The organism is Streptomyces sp. NPDC052012, assembly GCF_040689265.1.
Lineage (GTDB): Bacteria > Actinomycetota > Actinomycetes > Streptomycetales > Streptomycetaceae > Streptomyces.
Genome location: NZ_JBFAXA010000002.1, coordinates 649,400 through 667,078 on the forward strand (window position 1 = coordinate 649,400; position 17,679 = coordinate 667,078).

15 protein-coding genes are annotated in these 17,679 nt (G+C 72.5%); 6 read left to right on the plus strand and 9 right to left on the minus strand.

What is annotated here, in order from left to right; translation table 11 throughout:
• The first annotated feature begins 166 nt into the window (after nt 1-166).
• Nucleotides 167-2,008 carry an RICIN domain-containing protein gene (locus AB0412_RS06545; protein WP_366401356.1) on the plus strand — a complete coding sequence of 614 codons (1,842 nt, stop codon included), beginning with the start codon at nt 167-169 and terminating at the stop codon, nt 2,006-2,008.
• Between the two features lie 17 nt (nt 2,009-2,025).
• Here AB0412_RS06545 and AB0412_RS06550 read toward each other — a convergent pair whose 3' ends face one another.
• Nucleotides 2,026-2,682, minus strand: a complete 657-nt coding sequence (locus AB0412_RS06550) for a DUF4232 domain-containing protein (RefSeq protein WP_366401357.1) — start codon at nt 2,680-2,682, stop codon at nt 2,026-2,028.
• A 118-nt stretch (nt 2,683-2,800) separates the two neighbouring features.
• The gene (locus tag AB0412_RS06555; protein WP_366401358.1) at nt 2,801-5,182 is read right to left on the minus strand and encodes a SpoIIE family protein phosphatase; all 2,382 of its coding nucleotides are present in this window, start codon (nt 5,180-5,182) and stop codon (nt 2,801-2,803) included.
• Nucleotides 5,183-5,455: 273 nt separating this feature from the next.
• On the opposite strand from AB0412_RS06555, the gene AB0412_RS06560 reads away from it, so the two are divergent.
• The gene (locus AB0412_RS06560; RefSeq protein ID WP_366401359.1) at nt 5,456-7,699 is read left to right on the plus strand and encodes a glycoside hydrolase family 9 protein; all 2,244 of its coding nucleotides are present in this window, start codon (nt 5,456-5,458) and stop codon (nt 7,697-7,699) included.
• Here AB0412_RS06560 and AB0412_RS06565 read toward each other — a convergent pair.
• Nucleotides 7,644-9,182: a cytochrome bc complex cytochrome b subunit gene (locus AB0412_RS06565; RefSeq protein WP_366401360.1), complete on the minus strand. Its 1,539-nt coding sequence runs from the start codon at nt 9,180-9,182 to the stop codon at nt 7,644-7,646. The two genes, AB0412_RS06560 and AB0412_RS06565, sit on opposite strands and share 56 nt — an antisense overlap.
• A gap of 190 nt (nt 9,183-9,372) precedes the next feature.
• Here AB0412_RS06565 and AB0412_RS06570 point away from each other — a divergent pair, with 190 nt between their 5' ends.
• The 3 genes from AB0412_RS06570 (at nt 9,373) to AB0412_RS06580 (ending at nt 12,165) form a co-directional block, all read left to right on the plus strand.
• Complete coding sequence (locus AB0412_RS06570; protein ID WP_366401361.1) at nt 9,373-9,618, plus strand: hypothetical protein; 246 nt, start codon at nt 9,373-9,375, stop codon at nt 9,616-9,618.
• 3 nt (nt 9,619-9,621) lie between these two features.
• Nucleotides 9,622-9,999 (plus strand): toxin Doc, encoded by a 378-nt coding sequence (locus AB0412_RS06575; RefSeq protein ID WP_366401362.1) that lies wholly within the window; start codon nt 9,622-9,624, stop codon nt 9,997-9,999.
• Between the two features lie 522 nt (nt 10,000-10,521).
• Nucleotides 10,522-12,165, plus strand: a complete 1,644-nt coding sequence (locus tag AB0412_RS06580; RefSeq protein ID WP_366401363.1) for an RICIN domain-containing protein — start codon at nt 10,522-10,524, stop codon at nt 12,163-12,165.
• A 67-nt stretch (nt 12,166-12,232) separates the two neighbouring features.
• On the opposite strand, the gene AB0412_RS06585 is transcribed toward AB0412_RS06580, so the two are convergent.
• From AB0412_RS06585 to AB0412_RS06595, 3 genes are all read right to left on the minus strand, one after another.
• The gene (locus AB0412_RS06585; protein ID WP_366401364.1) at nt 12,233-13,402 is read right to left on the minus strand and encodes a lactate 2-monooxygenase; all 1,170 of its coding nucleotides are present in this window, start codon (nt 13,400-13,402) and stop codon (nt 12,233-12,235) included.
• A 107-nt stretch (nt 13,403-13,509) separates the two neighbouring features.
• The gene (locus AB0412_RS06590) at nt 13,510-14,202 is read right to left on the minus strand and encodes an alpha/beta hydrolase (protein ID WP_366401365.1); all 693 of its coding nucleotides are present in this window, start codon (nt 14,200-14,202) and stop codon (nt 13,510-13,512) included.
• A 36-nt stretch (nt 14,203-14,238) separates the two neighbouring features.
• Nucleotides 14,239-14,808 (minus strand): hypothetical protein, encoded by a 570-nt coding sequence (locus AB0412_RS06595; protein ID WP_366401366.1) that lies wholly within the window; start codon nt 14,806-14,808, stop codon nt 14,239-14,241.
• Between the two features lie 323 nt (nt 14,809-15,131).
• Here AB0412_RS06595 and AB0412_RS06600 point away from each other — a divergent pair, with 323 nt between their 5' ends.
• A complete protein-coding gene (locus AB0412_RS06600; protein ID WP_366401367.1) occupies nt 15,132-15,566 on the plus strand; it encodes a subtilase-type protease inhibitor in 435 nt (144 codons plus the stop codon).
• 190 nt (nt 15,567-15,756) lie between these two features.
• On the opposite strand, the gene AB0412_RS06605 is transcribed toward AB0412_RS06600, so the two are convergent.
• The 3 genes from AB0412_RS06605 to AB0412_RS06615 are packed head-to-tail and all read right to left on the minus strand — an operon-like array spanning nt 15,757 to nt 17,618.
• Nucleotides 15,757-15,954, minus strand: a complete 198-nt coding sequence (locus AB0412_RS06605; RefSeq protein WP_366401368.1) for a CDGSH iron-sulfur domain-containing protein — start codon at nt 15,952-15,954, stop codon at nt 15,757-15,759.
• A complete protein-coding gene (locus tag AB0412_RS06610) occupies nt 15,935-16,621 on the minus strand; it encodes a HemK2/MTQ2 family protein methyltransferase (RefSeq protein ID WP_366401369.1) in 687 nt (228 codons plus the stop codon). Before AB0412_RS06610 ends, AB0412_RS06605 begins: the two co-directional genes overlap by 20 nt.
• The gene (locus AB0412_RS06615) at nt 16,611-17,618 is read right to left on the minus strand and encodes an iron-containing redox enzyme family protein (RefSeq protein ID WP_366401370.1); all 1,008 of its coding nucleotides are present in this window, start codon (nt 17,616-17,618) and stop codon (nt 16,611-16,613) included. Before AB0412_RS06615 ends, AB0412_RS06610 begins: the two co-directional genes overlap by 11 nt.
• Between the last annotated feature and the right edge of the window lie 61 nt (nt 17,619-17,679).

Here is a 17,679-nt window from a genome sequence, read left to right on the forward strand (position 1 = left end):
AATTCAGGGACCCGAATGGCATTGACAACGTGTCAAAGGGTGGTGATGTCGCAGGTGGGAGGAGAATGCGTGGAATCCCTTGTTCCTCCTTGCCGACCTGTGCAAAGGTGTGCGCTGTCGGCGTGCAGAAAATGCATTTCCGAACGCCCTTGAGAGGAACGCAGCCGTGAGGCGCACCGGCCTGTCGGACTCCCCGGATTCGTCCCGCCCCTTCGGTGTCACGGACGAGCAGCTGAGCGCCGAGCTCAGCACGTGGACGGGGGCCACGCCCGCGCTGCATCCCGTGGGGGAACTGCTGGACCGGCACTGGGAAGCCGCCTTCACATACGCCCGCCTGTGCACCGACGGCCCCCGGGCCGCCGGCATGCTCACCACGGCCGCGTTCACCCGGCTCCTCGGCGAGACGCTGCGGCACAACGGCCCGGCCTCCGCGTGGCGGCCCCAACTCCTCGTCACCGTGCGCCGGATCGCCGCCGAGTGGGACGGCGACGGCAGACGGGACCTGCTCCACCCCGGCCTCAGGGCCGTGGCCCGGCACGGTGGCCGCCCGGGCGCCCTCCTGCTGCCGCGGCCCGAACGGCGCCTGCTGTCCGGCGCGTTCCAGCGCCTGCCCCGGACCGCCCGGTGCCTGCTCTGGCACGCCGAGGCTGAGTCCGAACCGCTCGCCCTGCCCGCCGGGCTGCTCGGCATGGACGAGGAGAGCGCCCGCATCCAACTGGGCCGCGCACACGACCGGTTGCGCGAGGAGTGCCTCCAGCTCCACCGGGAACTCGCTCCGGTGCAGGAGTGCCGGAGCTATCTGCGCATGCTGGACGTGACCTGCCGGCGCACCGGCGTCACCCTCGATCCCGACCTGCGCCACCACCTGGACACCTGCACCCACTGCCGGTACGCCGCGGACCAACTCACCCGCTTCACCAGAGGACTCGGGACGGCGCTGGCGGAGGCGGTCCTCGGCTGGGGCGCCCGGGACTACGTGGCGGCGAGGGCCCGCGCGGCCGAGGGCACGCGCACGACCGACGCCGCGGCGACGCCCCCGGCCCGGGAGGTCTTCGATATCGCGGTGGCCGCCGGTGATCTGGCCGGCGTGCGGAAATTCCGGAATGCCGAGGAATTTCCAGGTGCGGAGGCCGGTGTGTTCCCGGACGCCGGTACGGACGAGGATTATGCCGCGTATGCCGGGTCTTTTTCGCATCCGGTGGCCGAGCCGTTTCCCGGGCAGGTGACCGAGCCCTTCCGGCAAGGCCGCAGTACCGCCGGTCCGCCCCGTGCGCACGGCCGGTCGGGGCCGGCGCCCCGGCACGCCGCCCCACGCTCCGCCCGGAAGGCCGTCCGTCGCCGTCACCTCGCCACGGGCGTGCTCACCGTCAGCGGCCTGGTCGTCCTTCCGCTGGTCCTCTGGGCCGCCGTCGGAGCCGACGACGCCACCGACCCGGCCCCGCCACGCGGCGACGGCCGGTCCTCCCGGGCACCCGGTGCCGGGGCGGCGTCCTCGGCAGGCGACCCCTCCTTGATCGGCACGGGTGCCCTGCGCGGACGGCTGCTCAACACCGCCTCCGGCCTGTGCGTCGGCCTCGTCGGCGGGAAGGCCGTCACCGGTGCCGAGGCCGCGCTCACCCCCTGCTCCGCCGCGGAGGTCCAGCAGTGGACCTATGAGACCGACGGGCGGCTGCGCAGCGCCGCCGATCCGGACCTGTGCCTGGATTCCCGCATCGGCTACGCGGTGCGCCTGGACGCCTGTACGGGCGGTTCCCGCGCCGACGCCGACGACGTCCGCTACGACTTCACGGTCCGGGGCGCACTGGTCCCCCGCTCGGACCAGCGGCTGGCTCTCGCACCCGCCGCCACCGACGGCTCGGGTGCCCTCGTCGTGAAGCTCCGCACCGACGACGACACCCAGCGCTGGGCGATCGACGACGCCGTGTCGGCCGACCTGCGGATGAAGGCCGTCCACTGGGACGCCGACGTCACCAGCCCCTACCCGACGCCCGGCGCACGCGGGCGCTGATCACGCCCACCCCTGCGTCAGGGCCCGGTCCCGGGCTGCAGCACTGTGAGGAACACCTTGGAGGCGTTGCCCGCGACCGGGACCTCGCCGGCCTTCCACGCCACCTTCAGCGGCTCCCGTTCGTCCGGCGGGGTGACCAGCAGTGCCGCCGGTACGGCCGCACGGGCGCCGGACACGCCGGGGCTCGCGTACCGCAGCCCCGCCCAGGCGCTCTCGCCGGGCGCCAGCGTGACGGTGCGCGGGTCGCCGGGGGTGCGCTCGGGGTCCGGGCCGAGCCGCCGGCCGGCCGCGTCGACGAACGCGGCACCCGGATAGCCGTACACCGTGCAGGTGCGGGACGAGTCGTTGGTGAGGACGACCGGGAAGTTGCGCTGTCCGGCGCCCGGGTCCATCCGGCCGACGCCCGCGCTCAGTTCGGACGTCCGGCAGCGGGTTCCGGAGGGCTCCGTCCGCTCACCGGCGCCCGTGGCCGGGGAACGTTCGGAGGAGTGCACCGACGCCGCGACGGTGTCGCTGGGCACCGCGCGTGGGGTCGAAGGGAGCGAGGACCGCTCGGCGGGGGCCGAGGGTCGGGGTGACGTGCCGGTGGTGGTGCTCTCGGTGCCGCAGGAGGCGAGGGTGCCGACCACCAACAGTCCGCTCGCGAGTAACACCGCCCGGCGTGCGTACGCCATGGTTCACCTCATTCGTCGAGCCGTCGACGGCGTACGGCAGCCCGGCACCGCGCACCGCCGCCTTCCCGGGTGTCCTCGACTCGCCCCGGGAAACGGCCTACCGGCACCGGCGCACGGCTCACAGCTCGTCCAGCACCCCCAGCTCCGCCCAGATGGTCTTCCCCTCCGGGGTGTGCCTGCTGCCCCAGCGCTGGGTGAGCTGGGCGACGAGGAGGAGCCCCCGGCCGCCCTCGTCCCAGGTCTTGGCCCGGCGCAGGTGCGGTGCCGTGTGGTTGGTGTCGGACACCTCGCAGATCAGGGTGGAGCCGTCGTGGATCAGACGCAGCCGGATGGGCGGCGCACCGTACCGGATGGCGTTGGTGACCAGCTCGCTGACCACCAGCTCCGCGGTGAACGAGGCGTCGGTCAGCGCCCACACGGCCAGCTGGTCCAGGACCTGCTTGCGGATGGGGGCGACGAGCGCCGGGTCGGCGGGGATGTCCCAGGTCGCGACCTGCGAGGACGGCAGCCCGTGGGTGCGGGCGAGCAGCAGCGCCACGTCGTCCGCCGTGCCGCCCGGCTGGAGCAGGCTGTGCAGCACGCGGTCGCAGGTCTCGTCGAGCGGACCGGAGGGCGCGTGCGCCAGCGCCTCGCGGAGCAGCGCGTGGCCGCTCTCCACGTCACGGGTGCGGGACTCGAGCAGGCCGTCGGTGTAGAACGCCAGCACCGTGCCCTCGGGCAGGTCCAGCTCCGCGGACTCGAAGGGCAGCCCGCCGAGGCCGAGGGGCGGCCCCGACGGCAGGTCCAGCTGGCGGGCCCGGCCGTCCGGCGGGACCATCACGGGCGGCGGATGCCCGGCCCGTGCCAGGGTGCAGCGGCGCGACACCGGGTCGTACACCGCGTACAGACAGGTCGCGCCGACCTCGCCCGGGCTCCCGTCGCCCGACTCCTGCGACAGGTGCAGGACCAGGTCGTCGAGGTGGGTGAGCAGTTCGTCGGGGGCCAGATCGATGTCGGCGAGGGTGCGTACGGCCGTGCGGAGCCGGCCCATGGTCGCCGACGCCTGGATGCCGTGGCCCACGACGTCCCCGACCACCATCGCGACCCGCATCCCGGACAGCGGGATGACGTCGAACCAGTCGCCGCCCACCCCGGAGCGCGCGGCCGGAAGATAGCGGGACGCCGCCTCCACCGCGGCCGTGTTCGGCAGGGTGCGGGGGAGCAGGCTGCGCTGCAGCGTGAGGGTCGTCTCGCGCTCGCGGGAGTAGCGGCGGGCGTTGTCGATGCACACGGCGGCGCGGGCGCTGACCTCCTCGGCGAGCAGTACGTCGTCATGGGTGAACGCCTCGGGCCGCCGGTAGCGGGTGAAGGCGGCCACGCCGAGGGTGGTGCCGCGGGCCTGCAGCGGCACCGACATCATCGAGTGGACGCCGAACTCGCGGACCTGCCGGGCGCGCGCATCGTCCACCGCGAGCCACGGATCCAGATCGCCTGAGGCGACCGAGGCGATGATGCTGTGACCCGCGATCAGCGAGTCCGCATGGGGCGCCGCCGCCGGGTAGACGACGATCTCACCGGCGTCGGTGACCGACTCGGGGCTGCCCGGGGTCAGGGAGTGGTGGGCGATCCGGCGCAGGGAGACGGGGGCTTCGAGCGGGCTGACGGGATCGCTGCCGGGCTCCAGCGGCTCCAGCAGGTCGACGCTGACGAAGTCGGCGAGCGCGGGCACACAGACCTCCGCCAGTTCCTGCGCCGTGCGGGTGACGTCGAGGGTCGTGCCGATGCGGATGCTGGCCTCGTTGACCAGCTGCAGCCGCTCCCGCGCCCGGTACTGGCCGGTGAAGTCGTGGGCCGTCACGCACACGCCGCGCACCCGGCCCGTGTCGTCGGTGAGCGGTGCCATCCGGGCCAGCCACGCGTGCGCGCGCATCTCGCCGGTGGCCTTCATGAACGTCTCCATGTCGTGCCTGCGGCCGGTCCGCAGCACCTGGCGCAGGTGCTGTTCCAGCTCGGAGTGCTGGTGCCGGCCGCCCACGTCGGTGGGCCGCAGGCCCCGCAGATACTCGGCCGGCAGCCCGAGGAGCTCCGCCATGGCGTCGTTGACACCGCGCAGCCGCAGCCGGTCGTCGAAGACCATGGTGGCGCAGGGCGACTGGGAGACGGCCACCCGGACCAGCGGATCGTCGGGCAGTTCCTCGTCCGGGGAGCGCAGCGGCGACACGGCGAGCCAGTCGCCGGTCCCGCCGCCGTCCGGGTCCCGGCGGTGGGCGAGGACCCATGCGGTGACGGTACCGCCGTCGCGGTGCCGCAGCGCGAGCGTGCCGCTCCACCGGGCGTCGACCGGGGGCCGGGGTGCCGGCTCCCCGTCGGCCAGCAGTTCGGCGGCCGGGCGTCCGACGACCTCCTCGGCCGTGTGGCCCAGCAGCAGACGGGCCCCCTCGTTCCACTGTGCGAGCGTGCCGTCGGCGGCGATGACGGCCCGGGCCGTCACGGCATCGTCGAACGGGTCGTCCGGCCTCATCGTCGCCACTCCATCGCGCACACTCACCGTGAACCGGTGTATCGCCTGAGTTCCAGCCTAGTGCGTCTCAGGCTCCCGTGGATCCGGAGCGTCACCCGCGCCGGGGCCAGGGCGCCGGCCCTCACCGGTCCCGTCCCACCCGTTGACGCAGTGTCACCCCTGCCACAACCATGGTCCCCAGTCGAATGGGAGCGCTCCCACCTGTGAGCCGCCGGGGCGCCGCCCGCACCTGTCGCAGAGGAGACCGGACGTGAACAGACGAGGAGCCCAGACGTGAACAGACGCAGAATCGCGCTGTTGTCCCTGACCGGCCTGCTGGCGACCGCCCTCACGGCCCTGCCCGCCGCCCCGGCCGGCGCCGACGAGACGGAGCAGGTCAGGAACGGCGGTTTCGACACCGGGACCGAGCCCTGGTGGACCTCGCCGAACGTGACCGCGGGCCTGTCCGACGGCCGCCTGTGCGCCGACGTGCCCGGCGGCACCACCAACCGCTGGGACGCCGCCGTCGGGCAGAACGACATCACCCTGGTGAAGGGGGAGTCGTACCGCTTCTCCTTCGCCGCGACCGGCTCGCCCGCGGGGCACTCCGTGCGCGCGATCGTCGGCCTGTCGGTGGCGCCGTACGACACCTACCACGAGGTGACTCCGCAGCTCAGCGTCTCCGGCGACACCTACTCCTACACCTTCACCTCACCCGTCGACACCACCCAGGGCCAGGTCGGCTTCCAGCTCGGCGGCAGCGCCGACCCGTGGCGGTTCTGCCTGGACGACGTGTCCCTGCTCGGCGGGGTGCCGCCGGAGCCGTACGAACCCGACACCGGCCCCCGGGTCCGCGTCAACCAGGTCGCCTACCTGCCCTCCGGGCCCAAGAACGCCACCCTCGTCACCGAGGCGACCGGGAAGCTGCGCTGGGAGCTCAAGGACGCCGACGGCGACGTGGTCCGGCGGGGCTGGACCGTGCCGCGCGGCGTGGACGGCTCCTCCGGGCAGAACGTCCACTCCATCGACTTCGGCGACCACCGCACCCGCGGCACCGGCTACACGCTGACCGCGGACGGCGAGACCAGCCGGCCCTTCGACATCGGCACGCGCGCCTACGAGCGGCTGCGGCTGGACGCGGCGAAGTACTACTACACCCAGCGCAGCGGCCTCGCGATCCGCGACGACCTGCGCCCCGGCTACGGCCGTCCCGCCGGGCACGTGGACGTCGCCCCGAACCAGGGCGACGGCAAGGTCCCCTGCCAACCGGGTGTCTGCGACTACACGCTCGACGTCACCGGAGGCTGGTACGACGCGGGCGACCACGGCAAGTACGTCGTCAACGGCGGCATCAGCACCTGGGAGGTGCTCAGCACCTACGAACGCGCCCGGCACGCCCGCACCGGACAGGCCGACAAGCTCGGCGACGGCACCCTGAACATCCCGGAGAGCGGCAACAAGGTGCCGGACATCCTCGACGAGGCCCGCTGGGAACTGGAGTTCCTGCTGAAGATGCAGGTGCCCGAGGGTGAGCCGCTGGCCGGCCTGGCCCACCACAAGATCCACGACGAGCAGTGGACCGGGCTGCCCCTGCTGCCCGACGACGATCCGCAGAAGCGGGAACTGCACCCGCCGACCACCGCCGCCACGCTCAATCTGGCGGCGACGGCCGCCCAGGCGGCCCGCCTGTACAAGGGGTACGACAAGGAGTTCGCGGCGCGGGCCCTGGCCGCCTCCCGCAAGGCCTGGGCGGCGGCGCTCGCCCACCCGGACATCTACGCCGACCCCGACGACGGCATCGGCGGCGGTGCCTACCCGGACGACGACGTCACCGACGAGTTCTACTGGGCCGCCGCCGAGCTGTATCTGACCACCGGTGAGCGGCAGTTCCAGCAGTACGTGCTGAACTCCCCGGTGCACACCGCCGACATCTTCGGACCCCTCGGCTACGACTGGGCCAGGACGGCGGCCGCCGCCCGGCTCGACCTGGCCACCGTGCCGAGCGGACTGCCCGGCCGCGACAAGGTCCGCCGCTCCGTGGTCGAGGGCGCCGACCGCTATCTGGCGACGCTCCGGGACCACCCCTACGGCATGCCGTACGCCCCCGAGGACAACCGCTACGACTGGGGCTCCAACCACCAGATCCTGCACAACGCGGTCGTCATCGCCACCGCCTACGACATCACCGGTGCCTCCCGGTACCGTGACGGCGCCCTGCAGAGCATGGACTACATCTTCGGCCGCAACGCCCTGAACATCTCTTACGTCACCGGCTACGGCGAGGTCGACGCCCGCAACCAGCACAGCCGCTGGTACGCCCGCCAGCTCGACCCGGCCCTGCCGAACCCGCCCGACGGCACCCTCGCCGGCGGTCCGAACTCGAGCATCCAGGACCCGCTCGCCCAGTCGAAACTCCAGGGCTGCACGGGTCAGTTCTGCTACATCGACGACATCCAGTCCTGGTCGACGAACGAGCACACCATCAACTGGAACTCGGCCCTGACCCGGATGGCGTCCTTCGTGGCGGATCAGACCTGACGCTCTCCACCAGTTCCCCCGGCCGCTCGTGCGCGGTCAGCGTGTGCAGCCGGGCCTGATCGAGCGGCTGCCGCACCTCGACGTACTCGCCGTGCGGCAGCCGCTTGATCACACCGGTCTCCCGGCCGTGTTCCACCAGCTCCCGGTCGCGCAGCTGAAGCCCGTGGCAGATGCGATGGGTGACCATGAAGACCACGGCCGGGACGACGAACACCGCGATGCGCACCGCCCAGGTCACCGTGTTGATCGACAGGTGGAGGCGGGTCGCCACGATGTCGTTTCCGCCGCCCGCCAGCAGCACCAGGTACAGGCTGATCCAGGCCGCGCCGATCCCCGTGCGGACGGGACGGTTGCGCGGCCGGTCCAGGATGTGGTGCTCGCGGTCGTCCTTGGTGAACCGCGCCTCCAGGAACGGGTACACGCCGATGAACGCCAGGAGCAGCGGGAAGGCCACGATCGGGATGAACACCCCGAGCACCAGTGTGTGGCCCCACAGGTCGATCTCCCAGCCCGGCATGATCCGCACCAGCCCCTCGGCGAACCCCAGGTACCAGTCGGGCTGCGCGCCCGTGGAGACCTGGTCGGGGCGGTACGGGCCGTAGGACCACACCGGGTTGATCGTCGCCACCCCCGCGATCAGCGTCAGCAGCCCGAACACCAGGAAGAAGAATCCGCCCGCCTTCGCCAGATAGACCGGCATGAACGGGGCGCCGACCACATTGCGTTCGGTCCGTCCGGGACCCGCGAACTGGGTGTGCTTGTGGTGGACGACCAGGAGCACGTGGGCCACCACCAGCGCCGCCATGATCCCCGGGATCACCAGCACGTGCAGCGAGTAGAAACGGGCCACGACGTCGTCGCCGGGGAACTCGCCGCCCAGCAGGAACATCGACAGATACGTCCCCACGACCGGCACCGACAGCAGCGCGCCGTCGACGAACCTGAGGCCCGTGCCCGACAGCAGGTCGTCCGGGAGCGAGTAGCCGAACAGGCCCTCGAAGAGGCCGAGGAACAGCAGCAGCCAGCCGAACAGCCAGTTCACCTCGCGCGGCTTGCGGAACGAGCCGGTGAAGAAGTGCCGCATCATGTGCGTCAGCATCCCGGCGATGAACACCAGGGCCGCCCAGTGGTGCAGCTGCCGGATCAGCAGCCCGCCGCGCACATCGAAACTGATCTCCAGCGTGGAGGCGTACGCCTCGGACATCCGCACCCCGTTCAGGGGGGTGTAACTGCCGTGGTACGTCACCTCGTTCATCGACGGATGGAAGAACAGCGTCAGGTACACGCCGGTGAGGACCAGCACCACGAAGCTGTACAGACAGATCTCGCCGAGCAGGAAGGACCAGTGGTCCGGGAACACCTTGCGCAGATACCTGCGGCCCAGCGTGTGGATGCCGAGCCGCCCGTCGAACCAGTCGGCGAGCCGTTCGCCCCGGCTGCCCTGCGGGGTGCCCCGGGTGTCGGAGGCCGTGCTGCGGACCATGGATGCCCTCCCGTGTCGCGCGCGCTCACCCGTGCGACGGCACAAGGGCGCCGGAATGTGACATCGACCGGAACGAATGTGACCGGGGTCTCACCCGTTCTCTCACCGTCCGCTTCCCGTCGGTACCGCACCGTATCCGCTGTGACCTGCGGGTATTTACGAGCCAGTACCCGAGCGGTACCGTGAAGTCATGCCAGCTCTCAACGTGGAGTTCAGCGACCGCGAGCTAGAGGACCTGCGGCAGATCGCCAAGGAGCGCGGTACGTCCATGAAGGCGCTCGTGCGCGAGGCGGCGGCGGCCGACATAGCCCGCCACCGGGCGCTGCAGGAGGGGGCGGAGGCGTTCCGCCGGTTCTTCTCCTCCCATGCCGACGAATTCGCGGCCGCCTTCCCGGACGACGAACCCCCCACCAAGGGCGAGGGGCGGGCCGCCTGACCCATGGCAGCCGTCCTCCACATCGACGTGCCCTGGCTGCTCCAGCGGCACGAGGAGGTCCTTCCGGACCAGCCCGTCATCAACGACTTCTCCGCGCTGGTCGCCGCCGTCGCCCGGCACCGCGTGGACCCGCCGCGCCTCGGTGTCGACTCCGACCCCGCCTGGCGGGCCGCGGCCCTGCTGCACACCCTCGCGGTGCTCCGGCCGCTGCCGTCGGCCAACGCCCGTTTCGCCTGCGCCACCGCGGTGGCGTACATGTTCGTCAGCGGCGTCGGCATCGACCCGCCCTACGGCGCGCTGGTCGACCTGGCGCGCGATCTGATGTCCGGTGCGACGGACATCTACGGTGCCGCGGACCGGCTCCGCTCCTGGCAGATCTGACAGGCAGGTCCGGGAGGCGGCGTCCGGCGGGGGAGTGGCCCCCGGGGCCGCCGGCCGAGGGCGGGAGGAACGGGGCCGGCGGCCGTGCGCGCAGGAGAGCCGCCGTCCTGGCGCGTGACCTCCGAGAAGGGCCGTCATCAGTTGACTACGCTCCGGCGTGCGCCGGGAGCGTGCGCGGCGCACTCGACTGGGGCGTGCCGTTCACACGGGGTGTGCGGGCGTGCTGAAAACCCGGGCCGAAAGCCGTTCCCGGCAAGGCCGGTGACCTTTTCCTTTCTGACTTTCTGTCAACGCGCAGATCTTCCTCAACCGCCTTGTTGGGCCTGTGCCGCTTGTGCGAGAGTGAGCCACCCGTGGGGGGTTAAAGGCCGGGGATCGCACACGCGTTGAGGAACCGGGTCCGATTCGCCGGTGGTGAATTCGCGACTCCCCGCGCCACGCCAAAGAGGTATGAACCAATCGGGCTTCCTTTTCGGCGTACCGGAACCCTTGAGCACATGCGCGTGGGAAGGAACCATCTCAGTGCCCACCCCCCACCCCCCTCGACCTCCGTTCTCCCCGCCCGGCGGGGATCGCGGGGAGTCCGACGAGTTCCTCGCCGCCCGGCTGCGAGGCCGTCCGGAGGGCGAGGCCGCCCATGGTGTCGCGCTGCTGACGGCGCGGCACTGGCAGTCCATGCACGACTACGCGACCGTCTGCCTGGCCTCCTCGGACCGGCTCGCGGCCATGGTCACCGCGGCCGCCCTGCACCGGGTGCTGGACCGGATCGCCCTCGGTGAACCGGCCGTCGCGCTGCGTCCGGTGCTGCTGGTGGCCGTGCGGGACACGGTCCGCGAGTGGGCCGAGGACGATCGAATAACAAATGCGCTGCCGGGCTTGCAGAAACCCGCCGGTGGGCGCGGTATGCGCGCGGCGACGACCATGACTCCGGAAAATCGCACACTCGCCCAGCGGGCATTTGCGTCCCTGCCCGGACAGGCGCGCTGTTTGCTCTGGCATGTCGAGGTGGAGGCGGAACCCATATCCGTACCCGCCGGTCTGCTCGGCATGGATACCGACATCGCGTCGGGCACACTCGAACAAGCACGGGACAGATTCCGTCAGGCATGTGTCCATGCCCATCAAGAACTGGCACCGAGCAAGGACTGCCGCTTCTACAACCGGCTCCTCGACGTCCCCATCCGCCGGGGCGGCGCCCTGCTCCCGGACGTGCGCGACCATCTGTCGGAGTGCCGCCACTGCCGGGACGCGGCGGACCAACTGAGCCATTTCGAGGGCGGCCTGGGCACTCTGATCGCCGAGGCGGTGCTCGGCTGGGGCGCCCGCCGTTATCTCGACTCACGCCCCGGCCGCACCGCGTCCGGGCCACGCGGCTCGCGCGCGGCCCGCCGCGGACGGCGCGGCGGCGGGCAGGGCGGCGGCAGCCGGCACCGGCTGCTGGCCCGGATCCCCGTGCCCGCCCGGCTGCACGACCTGAGCCTGCCGGACCCGGTGCGCTCCACCAGGACGCTGCTCACCGGCCTCGGAGCGGTGTCCGCCGGGGTCCTGGTGAGCGTGCTCATCGCCGGGTCCTCCTCACCCGACGGCACAGGCGCCGACCCCACCGGCTCCACCAGCGCCGCGGGCGGCAGAGGCGTCGTCCCGTCGGTGTCCCCGCCCGGCGTCGCCGGACTGCCCACGGCGCCGGGGCAGACCCGCCTGCGCAACGTCGCCTCCGGGCTGTGCCTCGACACCCGGGGCGAGCCCCAGGACGGGGTGGGCACCCAGCTGGCGGAATGCTCCTCGGCCTGGAGCCAGCAGTGGACGTTCGAGGACGACGGGCTGCTGCGCAGCGTGGCCGACCCCGGTCTGTGCCTGGACTCGCACAAGGACGCCGGTGTCGTGGTGCTGGGCACCTGCCCCGAACAGGACGACCGGCGGGGCGACGACGTGCGCTACGACCTGACGCCGCTCGGCGAGTTGCTGCCCCGCTGGGACCGGCAGCTGGCCCTCACCCCGGCCGGCCTCGACGCGAACGCCGACATCGTCGTCAAGGTGCGGGACCGGACGGTGGGCCAGCGCTGGGTGACGGACCCCGTGAGCACCACCGCGACCGGTTCACTGTCGATCAGCGACTCCGGCGCGCCGGCCGCACGGCACGCGGAGCTCACCGAACCGGTGTCGTGAACGGGCCGGCCGGGGCGACCGCCCGCCCCGGCCCGCCCGCACCCGACGTCGGGCGGGTCGGGCGGGGTCAGGCGGGATCCTCCACCAGGTCGCCGGGACCGATCGTGGCCGGGGAGGCGTGGCCGGACAGGGCGAGGGTGAGATCCAGCTCGGCGAGCAGACAGCGGATCACATGCTCGACGCCCGCCTGCCCGTCGAGCCCGAGCCCGTAGACGTACGGCCGGCCCAGCAGCACCGCCCGCGCGCCGAGCGCCAGCGCCTTGAAGACGTCGTCGCCGGTGCGCACCCCGCTGTCGAACAGCACCGTGAGCCGGTCGCCGACGGCCTCCACCACGCCCGGCAGCGCATCCGCCGCCGCGATCGACCCGGCCACCTGACGGCCGCCGTGGTTCGACACCACCACCCCGTCCATCCCGGCGTCGGCCGCGAGCCGGGCGTCGTCGGGGTGGAGCACTCCCTTGAGGACGATCGGTCCGTCCCAGTTCTCCCGCAGGAACGCGAGATCCGGCCAGGTCTTGGCGGGATCGGAGAACATGCCGACGAAATGCATCACGGCCGCGTTCGGGTCCTCGTCGACGGGCTTGGCCAGTCCCGCCCGGAACGCGGGGTCCGAGAAGTAGTTGGCGGTGCCCACCCCGCGCAGGAACGGCAGATACGCCTGGTCCAGGTCCCGGGGCCGCCAGGACAGCAGGGGAGTGTCCAGGGTGACCACCAGCGCGGTGAACCCGGCGGCCTTCGCCCGGCCGAGGAAGCTCCGGGCCACCTCCGGGTCCTTCGGCCAGTACAGCTGGAACCACCGCTCCGCCTCGCCCATCGCCTCCGCGACCTGCTCCATGGGCGTGCTGGACGCGGACGACAGGATGAACGGCACGCCCTGCGCGGCCGCGGCCCGGGCGGCCGCCGACTCGGCGTCCGGGTGCATGATCGACAGCACCCCGACGGGCGCCAGCGCGAGCGGGGCCGGCAGCGCGCGGCCCAGCACCTCGACCGACAGATCACGGGCGTGCACGTCGCGCAGCATGCGCGGCACGATCCGGCGGCGCGCCAGGGCGGCCCGGTTGGCGCGGGCGGTGCTGCCGTCGCCGGCGCTGCCCGCGACATAGCCGACCGGCCCCGGCCCGAGCCGCTGCTCCGTCAGCTCCTCCAGCCGGGTCAGATCCGTGGGCAGCCGGGGCACGGCCCCCGTCATGCCGTTCAGATAGATCTCGTACTGAAAGTCCGCCCAGTGCTTGCCCATACGCGCCGGCCCACCTCTCCTGGTCGCATCGCCCAGCCCACACCGCGCCCGACGATACCGGCGAGTACACCCGGAGGGATCTGCCGGGAGGGGGCGGACCCCGGGAGTCAGGAGTCCGCCGACGTGGCCAGGATCCGGGCCAGTTCGCGCGGGCGGGAGAATATCGGCCAGTGGCCGGTGTTCATACGGATCAGCTGCCAGCGGTCGCTGCGCAGGAGCTCGCTCACCGCCGGCATCGGCTCCTCGCCGTCCAGCAGGCACTTGATGTAGGTCGCGCGGAGATCGCCCAACGAGCGCTTCAGAACGGCGGGTTCGGTGAGGGTGCGGCCGGGGTGCGGGGTCGAGCCGGCCACGAGGCGGGCGATCTGCTCGCCGGTCAGATCCTGGCCTGCGAAGTCCTGCGCGGACGGCGGCGGCCAGAAGCCGTCGTGCTCCTCGATCGCGCGCCGTACCTGCTCGCTCGGCCAGCCGGACAGGAACGACTCCCCGTCCACCGGCACGCCGGCGTCGACGAACACCACCCGTGCGAGCCGGTCGCCGATCCGCTCGGCGGCCTGGCCCACCGGAACGCCGGAGTAGCTGTGCCCGACGAGGACGACGTCCCTCAGGCCGAGGCGCTCCACCTCCTCCACGACGTCCCGGACATGGGTCTGCTGTCCGGCCGGCACGCCCCGGCGCTCCGCCAGGCCGGACAGCGTCAGCGGATGGACCTCGTGTCCGGCCGCGCGCAACTCGGCCGTCACCTCCTCCCACGCCCACGCACCGAGCCAGGCACCTGCCACGAGCACGAATCGAGTCATGCCCGGAACCGTAACCGGGGCCACTGACAACGCCGTTCACTCACCGTCGGCGGCAGACGTGTTCTCCTGCTGCTCCTCCTCCGGCTCGCCGTCCGGTCCCCGGGACCGGACCCGCTGGACGTGCTCCAGGGACTCGCGCAGCTCGGTGAGCCAGTCGTCGGTGTGCCGCTGCACCAGCCGCACGCACCAGGCCAGAGCCTCGCTGCGGCTGCGCGCCACCCCGCCCGCGATCAGCGTGTCCAGCACCTGCCGCTCCGGCTGGCGCAGCCGGGTCATCACGGGCGCTGCCACATGCGTGAACAGCGCGCGCCGTCCGTCGCACTCCACCCCCCAGGAGACCTTCCTGCCGAAGCGGTGCTCCGCGTCCCTGGCGACCGAGATCCGGGCGTCCCGGGTGCGTTCCCGGAACTCCTGGATCCGGCCCTCGACCGCCGCCTCCCGCTCGGCCGCCGAGGCGCCCTCGGCCGGCGCGGGTGCGGGAATGCGGCCGATCACCGTGATCTCCTCGCGGTCGACCGTGACCTCGGCCAGCTCCTCGAAGAGATCGTCGGGGAGCCGGCCCGTGAACCAGCCCCGCAGTCGCTCTCGTTGCTCTGCCGTAATCATGTAATGACGATTACTCGACCCGTTCATGAACACAAGGGGTCGAGGAACGCTCTGCCGAGAGCAGAATCGGAATGTTTCAGGCCTATTAACGAGCGGCCGCATTTCGGCCATCTGGCCACTTCGCACACACGGCAGCCGTGCGATTACCGGGTCGACGCGCGTCTCTTCCGTGACTTCCCGCCACTGATTCAACACGCAATGTTACTGAAATCCACACGGTCGAGATGAGTTTCCGCGGCGGACTCGGCAGACTCCGGCACGCCGGTTCGGCACCGACCGAGCACGAGCCGGCGCTTTTCCACACGAGCGGAAGGATGCACACAATGCGGAACACCGCGCGCTGGGCCACCACCCTCGGCCTCACGGCCGCCGCCGTCTGCGCACCCCTGTCCGGGGCCGCGACGGCCGCCACGGGAACCGGCCCCTCCGCGCTCTACGCCCCCTCGGCCCTGGTCTTCACCGTGGGTCACGGCGAGAGCGCGATGAGCGCAACACCGGAACGCGCGGTCACCTTGACCTGTGCCCCCCGGCCGTCCGGCACCCACCCGGCCGCCGCCTCGGCCTGTGCCGAACTGAACGGCGTGAGCGGCAACCTGAGCGCCCTGACGATGCGGCAGGGCGTCTTCTGCACCAAGGAGTACGACCCGGTGGTCGTCACCGTCGACGGGGTGTGGCAGGGGCAGCGCGTCTCCTACGAGCGCACCTTCGGCAACGAGTGCGTGATGAACGCGCACGGTTCTGGCGTCTTCGCCTTCTGAGACCGGGATCGCACGGTTCCCGTGACCGCGCGGCGGCCCGCAGATTGGGGAGTGCGAGCCCCCTCGCGGAACGTGCGATCTCGCGCAAGGAGGCCGGCGGGCGGAGTGGGGCCGCCCGCCGGCCTTCGGCATTCCCCGCGGCGGCGGGAAGCCGCACAGCGGCACGGTCCGGACGTGAGGCTCCTGAGGCTCAGGCCCGGTCCCGGTGGCTGGTGTCGCACCACGGGTAGCGCCGGCTGCGACGACAGGTGCACAGCGCCACGCGGAAGCGGTCCGAGCGGACGACCGTGCCGTCCTCCAGCTCCACCTCCACCGGCCCCTCCACCAGCAGCGGGCCCTTGCGCCGGACAGTGACGCGACGCGGGGTGTCAGACGGGGAGTTCGGCACGGACCACCACCAGTTCCTCTGTGTCCTCGGTCCCTTGAAGCAGCCCCCGCTCCCGCAGCCACCGGGCCCTGGCCCGCAGCACGGGACCGAACGCGATACGCCGGCGCCGCGTCACCGCGGCCTTCAGACCGGCCGCCCGGAGCAGACCGACCGTGGTCTCCGGCCCGCTGAGTGCGGACTGCACCACCAGCAGCACACCGCCGGGCCGCAGCCGCGCGGGCGCCTCCCGGCAGATGCGGTCCAGCACCAGCCGCCCGTCACCGCCCGCGTCCCAGGCCCGGGCCGCCCCGCGCGGCAGCGCGCGGCCACCCGGAGCCGGGACGTACGGGGGATTGGCGAGGATCAGGTCGAAGGACCGGTCCCCGACGGGCTCGAAGAGATTGCCCGGCAGCACCCGCACCCTGACCCCGGCCAGCACCGCGTTCAGCCGCGTCGCCCACACCGCCCGCCACGAGACGTCGACGGCCGTCACCCGCAGGCCGCGCCGGGCGGCCTCCAGCGCGAGCGCACCGGATCCGGTGCCCACGTCGAGCACCTCCGCACCCGGGCGGACCGGCTCGTCCCACAGCGCACCGGCCAGCAGCCCGGTGTCCTCCTGCGGGGCGTACACCCCAGGGGGTGCCAACGGATTCACACCCCATCGGGTTCCCCCCGACTCAGGCGACATGAGTGAACTCCCCGGCCGATGGTGTCCGCAGCGACGAACGGCCCGCCCGCCAGTCGGCCAGCAGCGCCTCGCCCAGCCGGTCCTCCAGGAACACGGTGGCGTCGACACCGAAGGCGATGTCCCGCTCCAGGTGCGGCTCGTCCTGGAGCAGACCGCCGATGACGTCGTGGCGCACCACCTGCTCGTGCACCGCGTCCGCCTCGACATGCTCGTCGTAGAAGTGCTCGGCGGCCGGCCCGGCGCCCGTGCGGCGCACCGCCTCCGCGAGCCTCCGGGAGCCCGGCGACGACGTGATCTCGACCGCCGCGAAATGGCCCACCAGGGCGCCCCGGAGCGAGCGGTGCAGGCCGAACAGGGACATCACGTTCACCGTCGCCAGAAGCTCGGCGCACGCCGCGTCCAGATAGCGGCCGTACGTGGTGTCCAGGCCCAGGTCCGTCATCAGGTCCGCGAACAGGCGGGCGTGCACGCGCTCGGCCCGGCCGCCGCCGTACTCGTCGAACTCCACCGCCGCCATCGCCGCCTTGGCCCGCCCCCACAGCCGCGGCAGCACCCAGGCGTGCGGGTCGGCCTCCTTCAGGTGGTAGAGGGACCGTTGTGCGGCGTACTCGCGCAGGTGCCACAGCTCGCCCTTGTCGCGCAGGAAGTGACTGACGCCCGTGCCGTCCACGGGCTCCACCAGCAGTCCGGCGAGTGCGTCGTCCACCCGTTCGTGGACGGCGGCGTCCGCGCGCAGCGCGGTGAGGAAGCGGTCCTCCAGGGCGGCCCGGGTGCGCAGCAGCCCGGGATCCCATTCCAGGTCGGGCGGTACGTCCGCGAAACCGCGGTAGTGCAGCTCGTAGCACAGGTACAGGGCGAGCTGCAGGTCGTCGCCGTACACGGGGGAGCCGGCGATCTCGTCGGGCGGTGGCAGGGGGCCGGCTGCGAGCAGGTGGTCCATGACGGCGGCGCTGAGCGGGCCGCGGGCCTCGGGCAGCAGGGGTTCTTCGCGGTGCATGTGCCCCGGGTACCCGCAGGCCGCCGGGCCATCCGGTTCGCGTGGCCCCCGGCCGCACGGG

Coding starts and splice junctions, on each gene's coding strand:
- AB0412_RS06550 (WP_366401357.1), bottom strand. CDS start 2,682: ATGGCGTACGCACGCCGGGCGGTGTTACTCGCGAGCGGACTGTTGGTG.
- AB0412_RS06555 (WP_366401358.1), bottom strand. CDS start 5,182: ATGAGGCCGGACGACCCGTTCGACGATGCCGTGACGGCCCGGGCCGTC.
- AB0412_RS06565 (WP_366401360.1), bottom strand. CDS start 9,182: ATGGTCCGCAGCACGGCCTCCGACACCCGGGGCACCCCGCAGGGCAGC.
- AB0412_RS06570 (WP_366401361.1), top strand. CDS start 9,373: ATGCCAGCTCTCAACGTGGAGTTCAGCGACCGCGAGCTAGAGGACCTG.
- AB0412_RS06575 (WP_366401362.1), top strand. CDS start 9,622: ATGGCAGCCGTCCTCCACATCGACGTGCCCTGGCTGCTCCAGCGGCAC.
- AB0412_RS06585 (WP_366401364.1), bottom strand. CDS start 13,402: ATGGGCAAGCACTGGGCGGACTTTCAGTACGAGATCTATCTGAACGGC.
- AB0412_RS06590 (WP_366401365.1), bottom strand. CDS start 14,202: ATGACTCGATTCGTGCTCGTGGCAGGTGCCTGGCTCGGTGCGTGGGCG.
- AB0412_RS06595 (WP_366401366.1), bottom strand. CDS start 14,808: ATGATTACGGCAGAGCAACGAGAGCGACTGCGGGGCTGGTTCACGGGC.
- AB0412_RS06600 (WP_366401367.1), top strand. CDS start 15,132: ATGCGGAACACCGCGCGCTGGGCCACCACCCTCGGCCTCACGGCCGCC.
- AB0412_RS06610 (WP_366401369.1), bottom strand. CDS start 16,621: ATGTCGCCTGAGTCGGGGGGAACCCGATGGGGTGTGAATCCGTTGGCA.
- AB0412_RS06615 (WP_366401370.1), bottom strand. CDS start 17,618: ATGCACCGCGAAGAACCCCTGCTGCCCGAGGCCCGCGGCCCGCTCAGC.